Below are 15,768 nucleotides of genomic sequence, written 5' to 3' on the forward strand. Positions count from 1 at the left end.
TTCGAGATCGCCGATGTTCAAATCGAGAAAACTGCCCGCTGGCGGAGAAATCGGAATCGTCGCCTTGGTCATCGCGATCATCTCGCTGATGATCCTGCCGCTGCCACCGGTCTTGATCGACGTGCTGCTCGGCGTGAACATCACGATCAGCGTGACGCTGCTCATGGTGACGATGTACATTCCCGACGTGACCGAGCTATCCGCGTTTCCGTCTCTACTGCTGTTCACGACGCTGTTCCGTCTATCGCTCAACATCGCGTCCACCAAGTCGATCCTGCTGCACGCCGAGGCAGGCAACATCATCGAGAGCTTCGGAGAACTGGTCGTAGGCGGCAATCTCGTCGTGGGCCTCGTCGTATTCGCGATCATCACGACCGTGCAATTCATCGTGATCGCGAAAGGTTCCGAGCGTGTGGCGGAAGTCGGCGCGCGCTTCACGCTCGATGCGCTGCCCGGCAAACAGATGAGTATCGACGCCGACTTGCGGGCGGGTCTACTGACCACTGAGGAAGCCCGGAGGAAGCGCGCGACGCTCGCCGTCGAGAGTCAGTTGCACGGCGGAATGGACGGCGCGATGAAGTTCGTCAAGGGCGACGCCATCGCCGGCCTCATCATCACGATGATCAATATCGTTGCGGGTATTGCGGTCGGCGTCGCCTATCACGGGATGTCGGCAGGCGACGCGGCAAGCCGGTTCTCGGTGCTGTCGGTTGGCGATGCGATGGTGTCGCAAATCCCGTCACTGCTGCTATCGGTGGCGGCGGGCGTGATGATCACACGCGTTACCGACGAGCGTCACTCGAGGCAGCGCTCGCTCGGCGACGAGATCGGCCATCAGCTCGGCGCGAGCACTCGCGCGCTGTTCTTCGCGGCGATTCTCTTGCTCGGCTTCGCCGCCGTGCCGGGATTCCCGATTGCGCTGTTCGTGATGCTCGCTGTCGTGCTCGCGTTCACTGGCTATCGACTGTCTCGGAGACACTCGCCATCGGCTCACGCGGCTCGCGGACACGAACAGGAAACGCTACGAGCAATGCAGCGTTCGGGCGCCAAAACCGATGTTCCTCCAATCCTGCCCCGCGCCCCGCAATTCGCTTGCCCGATCGGCGTTCGGATCGCGCCGGATCTCACCGCCGGTCTTGCGATGCCGAAACTCGACGAAGCGCTCGAGCGCGATCGTGCGCGCCTGCAGGACGAGCTCGGGCTCCCGTTTCCGGGCGTCACGATGTGGATACATCCGGCGCTCGCCGCAGCGACCTTCGAGGTGTTGATTCACGATGTACCTCATCTGTCCGTCACGCTTCCGGCCGGCAAAGTGATGCTGTCGCAGGAAGCGCCCGCCTCGTCCGCTCACGCCACGCCGACGGACGAGCAGATCGAGCGGCGCCGGACGTTGTTCGAGCATAGCGAAACCGGCCCGCCGATCCACGCGGATGGCGAGGCGACGCACTGGATCGACGAGCATGCGGCCTCGGCGAAAGACGGCGTGTGGCGCGCCGAACAGGTCATCGCGCATGCGTCGGTTGCTGCGATACGCGCTCATGCGCCGCTCTTTCTTGGCATCCAGGAGGTGCAATGGATCCTCGATCAATTGGCGATCGATTCGCCGGGGCTCGTCGCCGAAGTGCAAAAGGTCCTGCCGCCGACGCGGATCGCCGAAGTTCTGCGTCGCCTGCTCGAAGAACAGATATCGATCCGCAACGTCCGTACGATCATGGAAAGTCTGATCACGTGGGGAGCGAAGGAAAAAGACATGCTGATGCTGACCGAATACGTGCGCGGTGACCTGTCGCGCTTTCTCGCCCATCGTGCTGCGCAAGGCGCACGCATGCTGTCCGCCGTCCTGTTCGATATGCAGGTGGAACAGCACATCCGCCAAGCGATCAAGCAAACGCCGACAGGCAATTTTCTCGCGCTGCCTCCCAGTGATGCGACGCTGCTGATCGAGCGGATCCTGTCGCTCGTCGGCGCGGCGCCCCGCACCGACATCGTGCTCGTCACGTCGATGGACATCCGCCGCTATGTTCGCCGAATGATCGAGGGGCGGCTCAACTGGCTCGCCGTGTATTCGTATCAGGAGCTTGGCGAACACGTCGAGCTGTGCCCGGTCGGCCGCGTATCCCTCCAGGGCTGACGACGCGCGATGGCCTATATCGGTTACCGCCAGTTGCGCATCATTCCGGGCGGCGCAAATGCGCCGCCGAGCGCGACGTGCGAGCGCCGCTTCGACTATGCAATGCTCGCGCGGCGCCGAGCTCCGCGCCATCCCGTCCTGCGGATCGGCACGCCGCCCCCTTCCGACTCGGACAACGGCACGGGGTTCGCGCGCCGATCCGGCTCGCTCCCGGACGCGGATTCCCATGCCGGCGATGCGGCGAACGCACCGGCAACGCCGCTCGACGAACTGCCCGAGGGCAACCCCGTCATGGAGCCGGCCGCAAGCTCGATCGCCGAGCATCCGCTATACGAGCACGTTCAGCACGCGATCGCCCCAATCGTGTCGGTCATCTGCGAACGGCAGCAGCGCTACCTGCGAGTCGTCGGCATGCTGGCCCGCGAGATCGGCGCATTCTGCGGCGATCGCGCGATCGCGTCCGCCGGCAACTGGGAAGTGCAACTGACTCTCGACCCCGAACTACTGCCTCACACGACACTGTTCCTGGCGCTTTCGCGTTTCGACATCAGACTTCGGTTCGACGTGTCCGATCGCGAGACGCGTGATTTACTCTTAGCGCATAGCGCGCAGCTCGAGCGCGAGCTCGACAAAGTGATGCGCTCGTGGGGCAACGCCCGCGACATCCATCTGTCTGTGTGGTAACCACCTTTCAACACATGGCCTCACCATTTGCCGTCGATCCGACCGAAGACGTCACCTGCGCCAACGGCCTCGCCGCGCCCATGTCCGCAGCTCGGCCGCATGCGGTCGACAGGCCAGAGAATCGATCGACCTCGCTTCAGCCTTCTGCAACGCACATCGCGACGCCTGCAATTGCTCCGTTCTCGCCGGCGCGGATCACGCCGGCAGCCGCACGCGCTTCGAAGACCCTGTTCGACGCTCGCATCGACGCGCTCGCCGCGTCCGTAACCGGACTCACGTCGTGGGGGCGCGTGCCCGTTGACGACTTGCTTGTTTACCTAGATCTCCTCGTCGATCCGGCGATCATCGAGTTGTCGCTCGGGCCATCCGAAGGTGTGAGCGCGTTTTCCGTGTTCATCGCGATCGATCTCGATACGCACCCCGAACTGAATATCTCGGCGTATCCGGAATGTGACGGCTCGCGCGCGCACTCTCTCGCATCCGGGGAAATTGCGATGCGGCAAGCCGTCGCCGGCATCTTGCTCGCACCGCTCATCGAGCGTCTTGTACATTGCGGATTGCCTTCGCCAAGCGTCGTCTCGGTCACGCGGCGCCGTCTTGCGGATCGCGCTGACGACGATTGGCGCGGCCAACCGGCATTCAGACTGTCGCTGACACTCGACGAGCGCCGCATCGACTGTGCGATCAGCCTGCCATTGCGCGGCTACGACATCGTCGATGCGCTGCTGCGCGCCCTGCCCGCAGTCCGCAGACCGGCACTGATGATACCGGGCGCATTGATCGTCGGCGTGCGGTCCCTGCCGGTCAACACGCTCGGCGCCTTGAAAGCAGGCGACGTACTGCTGCGAAGCCTCTTTCCCCGCTTCGACGCGACACTGCTCACGACGGGCACGCCAGCCGCCGCGTCTCTGTGCGCCGTAGCTGCGTGGGGTGCGCGCGGACATGCTCGCCTTCACGCTGCCGTGCAATTGGACGTGCAGTCGTTCATTCTCCTGAAGGAGTTTTCGATGTCGGAAGATGCAGATCAAGCGGACGCCGGGCTCGCCGTCGCCACAGCAGACGAGCCGGCCCGGATCGGCGAGCTCGAGCTTCCAGTGCAGTTCGAGATCGATACCGTCTCATTGCCGATCGATCAGCTATCGGTGCTCGAGCCTGGTTATGTAATCGAGCTCCCTGTGGCGGTAGCGGACGCAAGGCTGCGGATCGTCGTGCATGGCCAGACGGTCGGCTTCGGCGAGCTGGTCGCGGTCGGCGAGCATCTGGGCGTTCGTATCATCCGAATGGCACACCGGCATGATTCAGATCAGTGACATCACCGGGCTGCTGCTCATTGTCGTCGCAATCAGTCTGTTGCCATTCATTGCGATGGTCGTTACGTCTTACGCAAAGATCGTCGTCGTGCTCGGACTCCTGCGCAATGCGCTCGGCGTGCAACAGGTCCCGCCCAACATGGTGCTCAACGGCATTGCGATTCTGGCCTCTCTCTACGTGATGGCGCCCGTCGGCATGCAGGCGGCGAAGTCGCTCGACGGACAACAACTCGCTTCGCAATCCTCTCAAGCGCTGATCCAAGCGCTCAGCGCGGCACGCGAGCCATTTCGCGCGTTTCTGGAGAAGCACACCCAGGAACGCGAAAAGCGCTTCTTCATCCGCTCCGCGACCGTCATCTGGCCGAAGGATGAAGCGTCTCGCCTGAGCGAGCACGACCTCGTCGTTCTCGCACCGGCGTTCGCGCTGTCGGAGCTGACCGACGCGTTCAAGATCGGTTTCCTGCTGTACATCACGTTCATCATCGTCGATCTCGTGATCGCCAATGTGCTCCTCGCACTGGGGCTCAATCAGGTCACGCCGACCAACGTCGCCATCCCATTCAAGCTTTTGTTGTTCGTCGTCATGGACGGTTGGTCCGCGCTGATCCATGGCTTGGTCATGACTTACAAGTGAGCGCGTCCGACCGTCAAACGCCATGGATATCGATTCGCTGATCCGTTTCTCCACGCAGGGCATGCTGCTATGCCTGACCGTCTCGCTGCCGCCCGTGATCGTCGCCGCCCTGGTCGGGCTGGGCGTTTCGTTCGTGCAAGCGATCACCTCGCTGCAGGATCAAACCTTGCCGCAAGTTGCCAAGCTGATCGCCGTCACGATCACGATCATCGTCGCGGCGCCGACAGGCTGTGCGGCGATCCTGCATTTCGCGAATCAGATGATGCAGCTTGCTGCGCCGCAATGAATGCGCTCCAACGCGTAAATTGTCCCAGGCGGTTTGCATGAGCCAAGTATCTCGCCAATCCCGGAATCAGGCGTCAACAGCCCAACTGCAACAGTCGGCCGACGCCCAACAGCGAGCCGCCGATCGGTCGGCCGCACGCAGCGGCGCGCTGGCTGCTGCGCTGTATCGCGGAACGACCAATTTCACGTATTGCACCGAACCGAAACCCAGCGGCAAGCCGCTGCGCACGGCCAAAACAAATGCGCTCGCGCGCAAGCGCAAGATCGCGAATCGACTGCGCCGGAATGGCGCCGGCAACGCCGGTGACGAAGGCGACGACATGCCCGTTCATCACGACGAGCTCGCATCGGGCGGCGACCGAGACCGCGGCGGGAGGGGGGGCCGTGAGCAGCAGCATGACGACGATACGGACCGGGAACCGCACGCGCCGTATCCCCGGATACAGGCCGCCGAGCCACGCATCATGGCTCCACCGCCCGATCGCTTCAATGCAATCGCCGAGCGCCACGCGGCACCCGGTCAAGAAGGCGCGCGCGCGGATGCAATCGGTCGGGCCTGGGAACGCGAGATGCTGGCACTGCGCATGCGAGCGCCGGACACGCCGCGCACGGCGAAGCTGATCGATCTGTCGTTAGATTTCCTTATCATCCAGCGATGCGTCGGACCGATTCCCGCGGGCACGCTCGCCAGACTGCGCGAATCCGCTCTCACCGTTCCGGCCGCTCCCGAGGCCGCTCGCCCGCCCGAACGCACGGCGCATGCCGATATGCAGCGCTTCAATCTGCTCTTTCCGTTGCTGTGGCTGCAAGCGAGCATGCCGAGGACGGCGGTTCGGCTCGATTGCGCGATCGCCACGCTGCTCACGATCCGCAACGGACTCTCGCACGCCCCGATGGCCGGACGCGAAGCCGCGACTCGGTCGACACCGGACTCGCGTACCGCATCGAGCGAATGACGAGCGTGTCCTTTCGCATACCATTGGTCGCTTTCGCGTTTGCGTCAAAGGAATCGATCCGCGTGCCTATACTATCGACCAGCAGGCGCATATCCGAAACGGATCGCCGCGACTTTCCCTCATCGCCCTGGCACGAGCATCATGAAGCTGTTGCGGATTCTGACAGGTGTACACGCGGGTGCGCAGTTGCAGCTTGCGCCCGGCACGCATCGCATCGGTTCGGACGACGATGCCCACATCCGGTTGACCGACTGGCATGCCCCCGATCTCTTGATGCACGTCGAGGACGACGTCGTGCGCGCACGGCTCGTCGCGACGGATATCGAAAGCGCGACGCCGGCCGAGGATTCGCCCGAGTTGATCTCGTTCGTCGACTTCGTGCCGATGCAGTTCGACGGCACGGTCCTCTGCGTTGGGCCCGACACGGCCGCATGGCCATCCGACTTCGACCTGTTGTCAATGCTGCTCGTGCAGCGTGCGACCAGGCCGGTCTGGCGTCATCGTTACGCGCGCCCGGTAGCAGCATGCCTTGTGCTCGGCTCAATCACGCTCGCGCTCACCGCGCTATCGACTTCGCAAATAAGCCGCGCCGCACCGCCACCGAATGCCGGAAATCGCGTTCAGCGCGTCGTCGAAGCACTCGCGGCCGCTCACATCGACGGACTGCACGTGCGCCCGGTCGGCGACACGGTGGTTGTAACCGGGATGATCGCGCGCGCGGCCGATGCCGACGCCGTACGCACATTGCTCACACGCATCACGACGCCCGGCATCGTGAGCCGTTACGACATCGCGCCGCAGGTTTCGCGCAGCATCGAGGAATCGCTCGGCGTGCCCGGCGCGCGAGTCGAGTATTCGGGCGGTGGCCGCTTCGTCGTGAAGGGTTCGGCAGGCAGTCGCGAAGCGCTCGAATCTGCTGTCGAGCGCATACGCGCCGATCTCGACCCTAACGTCACGGAAGTCTCCATCGTCGCGTCCGAGCCGGCCGCCTCGACTGTGGGCGCCGGTCCGACGTCGTATGCAGAAATGATCTCGGCGGGCAACGTGCAATACGCGCAGACGCCTGACGGCGTAAAGCACGTCTACGCTGCTGATGCGCCGGCCGACTCAGGCGACGGAGCCGTCAAGCATAGCGAAGCGCCGGCAATGACGTCCGACGTGCCTCCGCTTCCGCCCAATATGCCCGGCTGATCATTCGCGGCCGATCGCGCGCCGTTCCTACGTCCGCTTTCTGGAGGAATCCTCAATGTATGAACCACTTGATCCTTTTGCACGGGACTTCAACGAAGTCCGCACATTGCTGGACGATCCGGCCGGCACGGATCGGCTCCGCGAGCTGTGCGTTGCCGTAGAAGCGGTCGCAGAACGCCTCGGCGCCGCCTCCGCCGATAGCGACCTCGACCGGAGCAATCTCGCAAAGCTGTATCGCGGCTTTCTCGCGACCTCCCGTGTACTAACCGGATTGCAGGATGCGGAAAAAATGCCGGTCTCCTGACGCACACGCACGCAAGCGTCATGCTTGTCTGCAACACGAGCCTGTCTCGCTGCGAGGGCGGCAACGCTCCGACGCAGGAGACCTGGCGTTGATCGACAGCAGGAATCTTTAATCAGAGCGAGGTCATTCACCATGGCAAATTTAATCAGCGGCGTGCTCAATGGGGCCCAGGACATGCTCGATACGGCCGGTAGTAAAGCAAGCACCATATCGAATATCGCAGGAGTCACGGACAGCTTGATGCAGGGCATGACGGAAGGGACGTCGACCCAAAATGACATGCAGACAATGAGCAACAAGCTGAATCGGATGGCAAGGGACACTGCGCAAATGCAGTATCAGCAGGCCATGACCGCCGCGTTCACCAACATTTTAAAGAGCGGCGCCAGCAACGTGAAGAGCGCGTCGCAAGCCGGCTAACCGATGCGTGCTCCGGATGCCCGCCCTCCCGGGCTCCGGGAAGCCGGCCAGCTTGCGCGACGCTGGTCGGCTCCGGTTCCGTCACGCCCATCATCCCCTAGACTTCCGCAGCATGAGCAGCGAGCGCTATATCCAGTTGATCCGGGATCTGTGCGCAACCGTCGGACTCACCAACGTCGACAACGTGCTGGAAGCGCGCATGATCGAAGTGGAAGGCTTTGATGTCCGCCTCGATTACTTCGACAACGACCCAGGCGCGATTTACGCGAACTTCCATTTCGGCACGGTGACGGCGGGTCGGACACTGACCGTATTCAGGCTGATGCTCGAGGCGAACCTGCTCATCTACGCACAGGATCAGGCACAGCTTGGCATCGACGGCAACACGGGCAGCATCATGCTGATTCTGAGGCTGCCGTTCAGTAGCGGAATCGACGGTGGCGAACTGGCCGACCTGCTCGCCCATTACGCGGAACACGGCCGCTACTGGAGGCAAAACATCATCGAAGCGAGCGACGAAATGTTCGAAGGCATCGCTTCAGGCGAATATTATTGGCTGCGCGCTTGACGCGCCGCAAACTGCGGCGGCGCAACACCGCCGAACGGCTGGAGGCCGCCGCTCGACCCGACCGTGCCGCCGCCGAGCTCTCACGAGGATACGTGGCGGTGGTCGCCTCAACCGTTGTCGTGAGAATCCCAGCAAAATCATACAGGCAGAATCAGGCTTTCGACGAACAGCGACACCACTTTTGACTTTCCCGTGAGTTCAGTCGGACGAAAATTCCACGTATCCAGACCGACTGACGACGTTCGCGTCATTCCGCTCGTCCGACTCGCCCACCGGGAACGAGTCACCCATGCAAATTGAAAGCACCGCGTAAGCGCCTGCTTATCCCGCTCAATTGCGTCAAAAAAAGTTGCGATGCTAAACAATGCCAGCGCACCGATCGTCCAGCATTCCTCCGTGTAATCGGGTTCGGCACGGATGGACCAATCGATGGATGCTGTCCATCCTTCTTGCGTCTTCGTGATTTAGCCATCTCCTACATAGTGGGATGGATCGATGCAACAGCGTGTCTGCGACTGATCGACGACATTCTCTTGCGAACTCGGAACGTCGCCCGTTGAACATCACGGCTAGCTCTCCCGGCTGATTGCCTGCTTCAGGAAAGTTGTGAATCTATCGCCGATATATGTCCACAATTCAGATCATGGACACAAAAAATAGGGGCACATATGCCATATTGCGAACATCGAGACGACGCATTGTCGAGAGGATTCGAGCTTTCCAAGCAATTACCGCGCCCTCACCAACGCCATCATCATAGAAATCATTGAAGCACTCACCAATGCCCAAAAATCCGCACATCCATAAACACTGAAATATCTTAGTTAATATAAAAATTAAGGCCATATCAGACAATTCGATTTCAATCAAAATTGATGTCGAGATCAACGAAACAAGAGCATCAAACAGCACGAGGTAGCAGGTGGTTATTTACTTGATCGAGGATGACGAAATTCAAGCTCAATACTACCAGTCAATTCTGGCGGGACACGGATGGAAAGTGAAGATATTGCTTGATGGCGAGCGAGCATTTCGCGAGATTCATCGAATGACTCCGGATTTAGTCATTCTCGACAGACGATTGCCAGATCTCGACGGACTTGAAGTTCTGGCCTGGATACGAAAGAACCACGCTACCGTCCCGGTCCTCATATTGACGAATGCGGTTCTCGAGTCGGATGTCGTTACGGCATTGGAGGCCGGCGCCGATGATTACGTGATCAAGCCCCCCAGGGAGCAAGAATTCGTCGCGCGCGTGAAGGCGCTATATCGACGATCCCGCGAAATTCACACTCGGCCCGAATTGATGGAAATTGGCCCATATAAAATCCAAACAATCGAAAAAACAGTCTACCTTCATCGCGAAAAAATACCGCTATCCCCCAAGGAATATGAGATCATCGAATTACTTGCCCAGAATCTCGGACAGGTCGTGCCGCGAGACAAGATGGTTTCCCTCGTTTGGGGGCGCCCGCCCGACGAGGCAAGCTTTCGCACGCTCGACACCCACATTTATCGCATCAGGCAAAAATTAGGATTAACGCGTTACAATCTTGTCATATTGCGCTCCGTCTACAGACATGGATATAGACTCGAGTATATTGGAAAAATATACCAATAATATATTTAAAATTCAACCCATCGAACACTTCCATCGAAACAATTAACTTATTATATTTATAACAAAATAAAATCATCCTGCACAACATAAAAATTCCCTCACCATGCTCAACGCGTCAACTTGGAGGTGGTTTCCAAATATCCCGAGTGCATATCGACTTTTACGGCAAGCCGCTTGCCTGGACATCCGGTAGAGCCGAGCCGATGAGACATTGGTGATCCGATTGTCGACGGACTGCAAGGAAGCCTGCCACGGCACGACGCGATCCATCCGACGACGGGCTTCATCCAATCGGGCGTCGGCCGGGCCGTGATTGGATCGACATTCTGGAAGCTCGCGTTCGTGGGGATTGTCGTGCTGAACGTACTTCTGGCAGTGCCTATTGGTGGTTCGTGACATGCGGGGATCCGAACGCGACGCGCAAGTCCGGACAACGCACCGCGCTGCACTTCGCCGCGAACGAGTTGCCGTGGGCGCGGCAACGCGAATTCATCGACGCACCGAAGACCGCGCGAAGCGAAGGTCACGACTACGCGGTAAGCGGCTGCGACCGTCGGTTCGAGATGTTCGATTTACACGCTGCGCGGCAGTCAGACCACGCTGCGCTCCATCCGTACACGCGCAGCCGACGGCGCGCGGCGCATCCCGGACGGAAACAGCGTTGCCGATTTCGTGATGATGCTCACGCGCGATGAGCACGTGAAATTCGCCGACGGGCGGAAGCCGTAGCGACAACTGGCCGTTGCCGCCGCAGAGACAGCCGCAAACGCCCCCGCGCCAATGAGCCGATGACGCATGTCGCGGCACGGCTCGCTCACACTTGACGCGAGCATGGTTCGCGACCGCTTGCGGCACGCCCCGGCAATGTGCAGCATGTCAGCATGAACTCACGCGCCGGCTTTGTTTTCATCCGCCCACCCACGACCTGACGTGAGCGGAAGTCGATGGCCCGCCGCCAGATGAATCGAGCCAGCCGACGTAGGCAGATAACCGGTGCCTGCTATCTACGACCTTGCCGCCGTAGCCGCATCGACTCGAATTCGTTGCATCGCGCTCGCTTTCGTCATACCAGCTTGAATACTTGGGCATCCAACCGCGATCCGATTACGCTACCTTCGCATCGGCATTTGCAAGTGAGCAAAAGATGAGAAGCGCACACGTTTCATGCGCACGTGGAGCGATTCCGTCGACTGTCAGGCCATGCTCGCGACCAGCCCAACCTTCCGCACGCTCCGCGCGGCCATGCCGAAGGCCTGGCGCGCTTCCGCACATTGCCGATACACCGCAAACGGCCGCTGTCCGGCGCAACGACCCCGGCGAACCGTCCCTGAACGATATCGGGCGTGACGCGAAGGCAACCGGGTTCGACATCGAAATCCTCGCCCATGCTCTACAAGCGCAAGTCTGGTCCGTACGCGTGAACCGCATTAAATATGTCACCGTAGGCTGCGGCGGAACGGATTTTCTCGGATTGAGTTGGCGCATTTATTTCCATGCTCAAAAGATAAATATGTCAATCGGCGTCGCCGCGTCGAAGCCGCCGATCGATTCCTCGTGTTACTTCATCATCTATCGCATCTCGAGGATCGATGAATCGATGAAGTCACCAAAATACGCGTGAGCGCGGCCGTTGCCGAAGCCCCCAGCGGCACGACGAATATCGCTTTGATGACCTAAAAAAGAAAGAGTGAGTTTGATTTTTTCGGAATGCATCATCCGCCATTACCCGAGCTTGCCACTTGGCAACGCAGTTACTAGCATGTATTCGTCACACTGGACCGTGTAGATTGCATGTCCGTTGCGCATGAATGCCACTGCGAGCGCATAGGGAGGGGGCATGAAGGTCGAGATCAACCTGGATGCCGCGGACCCACAAGGGCGTTCGTTCATCGGCTGGGCTCCCGTCAAGTCGACCGCGCGGTTGAGCAGTGACGGCGCTCCGCCCGCCCCTATTGACATCACGCTGCGCAACGGCGGTAAAGTGAATGGCGGTCGCGTGGTATTCGATACGAAGCGCAGCGATGCAGGCACCGACGAACTTCACCTGAGCTTGCCGGCCGATGGCAGCGAAGTAGAATTTTGGGTCGCCGGCGAATTCCAACACCCGAGCACCGACCTCGACGACGCCGCGATCGAAGCTGTCTCGCCGGCAGGCCTGGTGGTCGGGCAACGCGATCTGATGGTCCGCATCCGCAAGAACGCGGTGAAACTGGCACCCGCCGAACGCGATCGGTTTCTGGTGGCGCTCGGCAAACTCAACGATGCCGGGGCGGGTCCGTTCCAGAGCTTTCGTGACACGCACGTTCGTCCGTCTCAAGATGAAGCGCACGGCTACCCGGGCTTCCCCCCCTGGCACCGCGCCTACCTGCTTGATCTCGAGCGATCGCTACAGGCTATCGATCCCGCCGTCGCCCTGCCGTACTGGCGGTTCGATGAGCCTGCCCCCGGCCTTTTCGCCCCCGAGTTCCTGGGCATGCCGTCGGCGAACCCGGCGCAGGGCGACATCATTCAGTTCCCTCATGGGCATCCGCTCGAATTCTGGAAGACGGACCCGACCCACGACCCGATCGAGCGGCGCCCACGCTATGACATCGCGGTCGCTCCGCCGCAAACGATAAATGGACAGCCTTCCGTGATCGATCAGGCGGCAACGCTAGCGCTCGGCGGCCTCTATCCAAATTTCCGCCGATTGGAAGGCGCTCCGCACGGCAGCGCGCATACCAGTTTTGACGGGCCGATCAGCAGCGTACCGACCGCGGCAAAAGATCCCTTGTTCTTCTTGCTTCATGCCAACGTCGACCGCCTGTGGGCGTTCTGGCAGTGGCTCAACCGACGCACCGATCCCAGCGACCCGGCCACCTACGCGTTGACCGGGCCGGTGCGAAAGCCGAATAACATCGGCCACAGGCTGAACGACACGATGTGGCCCTGGAACGGGTCAACAAAGCCGCCGAGACCCACGTATGCGCCGCCGCGCGGTCCCTTCCCGCCGTCACCGATCACGTCCCGTCCGGGAGGGCAGCCGACCGTGAAGGATATGATCGACTATCAGGGGGTTCACGGAACCGAGCCGCTCGGTTTCGACTACGACGATGTCCCGTTCGAACTTAATCCTTGAGGAGCGGCACCGTGAGCGTCAAAGAATACCGGCAGCAGATTGAAGCACAACTACAGACGCGCCGTGTGTCCGCGGCGGCTGAAGCGACTGCCGCGCCCGTCGACAGCGATCCCATAGCAATCTGGAATCAAGCGCTCGAGCACGTTGTCGACTCGACCCTCGACCCTGCGGACCGAAGAGGCGCACTCCAGATTCTGCAGGCGGCCTCCTTCCTTGCTCCGCAGTTTGCATCGCTACACGCGGAGTACCTGGATACGCTGCGGCGCTTGGCGACCGATGCAGATAGCGAGTTGCGCCGCATGGCGCTGGATGCGTTGAGCAACCAGAAGGACGACTTCGCGCGCCAAAAATTGACGGAGGGCTTGAGCAGCCCGGAAGACGCACTCGTGGCCCCGGCCGTCGCGCTCGGTTTTCTCGCGCGCGACGACCATGGTTCTGCTCACGACATCGCGCGCGATTTGCTGAAGCAAAGCACCGATCAGCATGTTCGTGAGCAGGCCGTGCGCATACTCGGTGCGGCCCCCGCCGCGAAGTCGCTGCTCGACGCCGTGATGAAGGACAAGACGGAGTTTCGGCAAGTTCGGCGCGCAAGCGCGGTCGCCTTGCGCGCACTCGACCCGCAGATGTTCGCGAAATGCGCACAGGACATCCTCGAAGACGAATCCGACTTCGAGGACATCAAGGCGACCGTGGCCGGCGCGCTTCAGCGCGCCAACGTCACGCCTGCTACGCCGCCCTCCGCACCGACGAAACATCCGGCCAAGAAGGGCGCGGGCCGTCGACGTCGATAGCGGTCGTTCAGCCATGCGCCGCTCGCAACGTTTCAAGAACGAACCGACGCGCGCGCACCAACCGGGCGAGGTGCCGATGAACAACATGCCGGCCATGTCGGAGGGCGAGGTCGCAGTTGTCCTGCGCGGGATCGGCTCACGCGCGGCGTGCTGCGGAGGTCGCGATGACCTGCTCTCGTTGATGCGAGAGGATGCAGCCATCTACCGCGGCAGAGGCGCGACCGAAGTCGAACTGCTCCGCGCCCATGTGATGGCGCACATCGGGGCGGCAGGCATGGCCGACGTGTTGTTGCCCTACGTCCTCGAGGAACTCGAAACGGGCTTGAGCCCGCATGTCCTGGCCGCGGCCGCTCGTGTCGCCCGCGGTATCCGTCCTCTGCCTCCGGAGATGCCCAAACTGCTCGTGGATGCAATCGACCGCATTCGGCACGTCGACCAGTTCGTGCAATTTGATATCTATCCATCGCCACCGGCCGGCGGCTGCACGACCGCGATCGACGAACTGATCGAAACGCTGGCCATGACGTGCATCGGCAGCCGAACGGAACGGATCGCGCTCTTGAACGATATCGGGAACGATGGACACGCAACCCCGCGTGCCAGAGTGCTGCTCCAGGAAACGCTCGCCGCGACCGGTGAAGATGCAAACCCAACCGGCACCGAATCGAAGTGTTGTGGAGGCACGTCGCAAGCCGAGCCCTCGAAAGCGATCAAGCGGAAATCACGGGACTGTGCACAGACAGACAGCCGGTCGACCGATTCGCACGTTCAACCCGACTCGATCGCGATGCTATACAACGTTGAGTTTGAGAACCAGGACGGAATGCGCGCCACGTTCGGTCAGATATTCGAGGGGCGTCCGGCCGTCGTCGGGTTCTTTTATACGCGATGCATGAACCCCAACAAGTGCTCGCGCACAATCAGCAACCTGGCGCGTCTGTATCGGCTCCTGGAGGACTCTCCGGCGAACCGCGGCACGACAGTTGCCGCAATCAGCTATGACCCGGACTATGACGTTCCTGATCGATTGCGTCGCTATGGCGAAGACCGAAACTGGCCGTTCGGGGACCGTTGCCAGCTGCTTCGCACAACGGAATCATTCGCGGCGGTCATTGAAGCGCTACATCTGGGTGTGGGCTATGGGCCCACGACTGTCAACAGGCATCGAATCGAGCTGATGCTGATCGATGCCGCCGGCGCCATCAAAGATCTGCGGTTGCGGCGCCTTTGGGATGAAGGAGACATCGTCAGGGCAGTGAATGCCATCGCGGCGACGTGACTTTTCCGAGAGACAGGTTCAATAACAGGCTCATCGGTGATGGGCGACGTATTGATCAATATTCCGTCGGCGCGATCGCATATCGCCGCGACCGTCTACTGCTACTGGTCTGCGTCCTGTTCCCCCGGCTCGACGTCGATCATCGCGACTGGCGCATCGCCGCTTTCTCGTTCCTGATCGGTTTCGGTTCGGCGTAGCCGCGTCGCTCGCGTTCGTCGTGAGCACGGGAGAAGTCGAAAAGAACCGTGGCATGGCGAGCGCGCTGCGGGGAGCGATCAAGATGTTCTTCACCGGCGTGTTCACGACTCCGTTCCATATCACGCAGATCGGAAACATCGCGTCGCTGCTCGGCATTTTCTTGATCGCCGCACTGCGGCTGGTCGGGATCCGTGCATTCGACGCGTTGCGGCTGCGGTGGCGACGCAAATATCCGGTCAAGGCTCTTTGACGCGCGGTTCGTCGCGCCGCCGAAATCG

17 protein-coding genes are annotated in these 15,768 nt (G+C 61.1%); all 17 read left to right on the forward strand.

Annotation, left to right across the window (positions count from 1 at the left end; all coding sequences use genetic code 11):
* The first annotated feature begins 13 nt into the window (after positions 1-13).
* The 17 genes from sctV (at position 14) to BG90_RS28310 (ending at position 15,740) form a co-directional block, all read left to right on the forward strand.
* A complete protein-coding gene (gene sctV, locus BG90_RS28235; RefSeq protein WP_025990271.1) occupies positions 14-2,131 on the forward strand; it encodes a type III secretion system export apparatus subunit SctV in 2,118 nt (705 codons plus the stop codon).
* Positions 2,132-2,140: 9 nt separating this feature from the next.
* Positions 2,141-2,815 (forward strand): type III secretion system protein SctP, encoded by a 675-nt coding sequence (sctP, locus tag BG90_RS34195; RefSeq protein WP_010112518.1) that lies wholly within the window; start codon positions 2,141-2,143, stop codon positions 2,813-2,815.
* A gap of 227 nt (positions 2,816-3,042) precedes the next feature.
* Positions 3,043-4,125, forward strand: coding sequence for a type III secretion system cytoplasmic ring protein SctQ (sctQ, locus tag BG90_RS28245; RefSeq protein ID WP_025990273.1), 1,083 nt, complete (start codon positions 3,043-3,045; stop codon positions 4,123-4,125).
* Complete coding sequence (gene sctR / locus BG90_RS28250; protein ID WP_010112514.1) at positions 4,109-4,759, forward strand: type III secretion system export apparatus subunit SctR; 651 nt, start codon at positions 4,109-4,111, stop codon at positions 4,757-4,759. Before sctQ ends, sctR begins: the two co-directional genes overlap by 17 nt.
* A 22-nt stretch (positions 4,760-4,781) precedes the next feature.
* The gene (gene sctS, locus BG90_RS28255; protein WP_010112512.1) at positions 4,782-5,045 is read left to right on the forward strand and encodes a type III secretion system export apparatus subunit SctS; all 264 of its coding nucleotides are present in this window, start codon (positions 4,782-4,784) and stop codon (positions 5,043-5,045) included.
* Between the two features lie 37 nt (positions 5,046-5,082).
* On the forward strand, positions 5,083-6,000 hold the full coding sequence (locus tag BG90_RS37075; protein ID WP_010112510.1) for a hypothetical protein: 918 nt from the start codon (positions 5,083-5,085) through the stop codon (positions 5,998-6,000).
* Between the two features lie 141 nt (positions 6,001-6,141).
* Positions 6,142-7,191 carry a hypothetical protein gene (locus tag BG90_RS28265; RefSeq protein WP_010119350.1) on the forward strand — a complete coding sequence of 350 codons (1,050 nt, stop codon included), beginning with the start codon at positions 6,142-6,144 and terminating at the stop codon, positions 7,189-7,191.
* Positions 7,192-7,246: 55 nt separating this feature from the next.
* Complete coding sequence (locus BG90_RS28270) at positions 7,247-7,495, forward strand: hypothetical protein (protein ID WP_025990274.1); 249 nt, start codon at positions 7,247-7,249, stop codon at positions 7,493-7,495.
* Positions 7,496-7,627: 132 nt separating this feature from the next.
* Positions 7,628-7,915, forward strand: coding sequence for a hypothetical protein (locus BG90_RS28275; RefSeq protein ID WP_010119353.1), 288 nt, complete (start codon positions 7,628-7,630; stop codon positions 7,913-7,915).
* Positions 7,916-8,027: 112 nt separating this feature from the next.
* On the forward strand, positions 8,028-8,483 hold the full coding sequence (locus BG90_RS28280) for a CesT family type III secretion system chaperone (protein ID WP_010112502.1): 456 nt from the start codon (positions 8,028-8,030) through the stop codon (positions 8,481-8,483).
* Between the two features lie 922 nt (positions 8,484-9,405).
* Positions 9,406-10,104 carry a response regulator transcription factor gene (locus BG90_RS28285; protein WP_045568491.1) on the forward strand — a complete coding sequence of 233 codons (699 nt, stop codon included), beginning with the start codon at positions 9,406-9,408 and terminating at the stop codon, positions 10,102-10,104.
* Between the two features lie 1,144 nt (positions 10,105-11,248).
* On the forward strand, positions 11,249-11,725 hold the full coding sequence (locus tag BG90_RS35870) for a hypothetical protein (RefSeq protein ID WP_124072330.1): 477 nt from the start codon (positions 11,249-11,251) through the stop codon (positions 11,723-11,725).
* A gap of 216 nt (positions 11,726-11,941) precedes the next feature.
* A complete protein-coding gene (locus BG90_RS31295; protein WP_041282003.1) occupies positions 11,942-13,222 on the forward strand; it encodes a tyrosinase family protein in 1,281 nt (426 codons plus the stop codon).
* An 11-nt stretch (positions 13,223-13,233) separates the two neighbouring features.
* Positions 13,234-14,013 (forward strand): HEAT repeat domain-containing protein, encoded by a 780-nt coding sequence (locus BG90_RS28295; protein WP_232288948.1) that lies wholly within the window; start codon positions 13,234-13,236, stop codon positions 14,011-14,013.
* Positions 14,014-14,026: 13 nt separating this feature from the next.
* Positions 14,027-15,292: an SCO family protein gene (locus BG90_RS28300; RefSeq protein WP_010119359.1), complete on the forward strand. Its 1,266-nt coding sequence runs from the start codon at positions 14,027-14,029 to the stop codon at positions 15,290-15,292.
* The gene (locus BG90_RS28305; protein WP_025990276.1) at positions 15,289-15,489 is read left to right on the forward strand and encodes a hypothetical protein; all 201 of its coding nucleotides are present in this window, start codon (positions 15,289-15,291) and stop codon (positions 15,487-15,489) included. Before BG90_RS28300 ends, BG90_RS28305 begins: the two co-directional genes overlap by 4 nt.
* 53 nt (positions 15,490-15,542) lie before the next feature.
* On the forward strand, positions 15,543-15,740 hold the full coding sequence (locus BG90_RS28310) for a hypothetical protein (RefSeq protein WP_010119361.1): 198 nt from the start codon (positions 15,543-15,545) through the stop codon (positions 15,738-15,740).
* Positions 15,741-15,768 lie beyond the last annotated feature (28 nt).

It is taken from the genome of Burkholderia oklahomensis C6786 (genome assembly GCF_000959365.1).
In the GTDB taxonomy this organism is placed as follows: domain Bacteria; phylum Pseudomonadota; class Gammaproteobacteria; order Burkholderiales; family Burkholderiaceae; genus Burkholderia; species Burkholderia oklahomensis.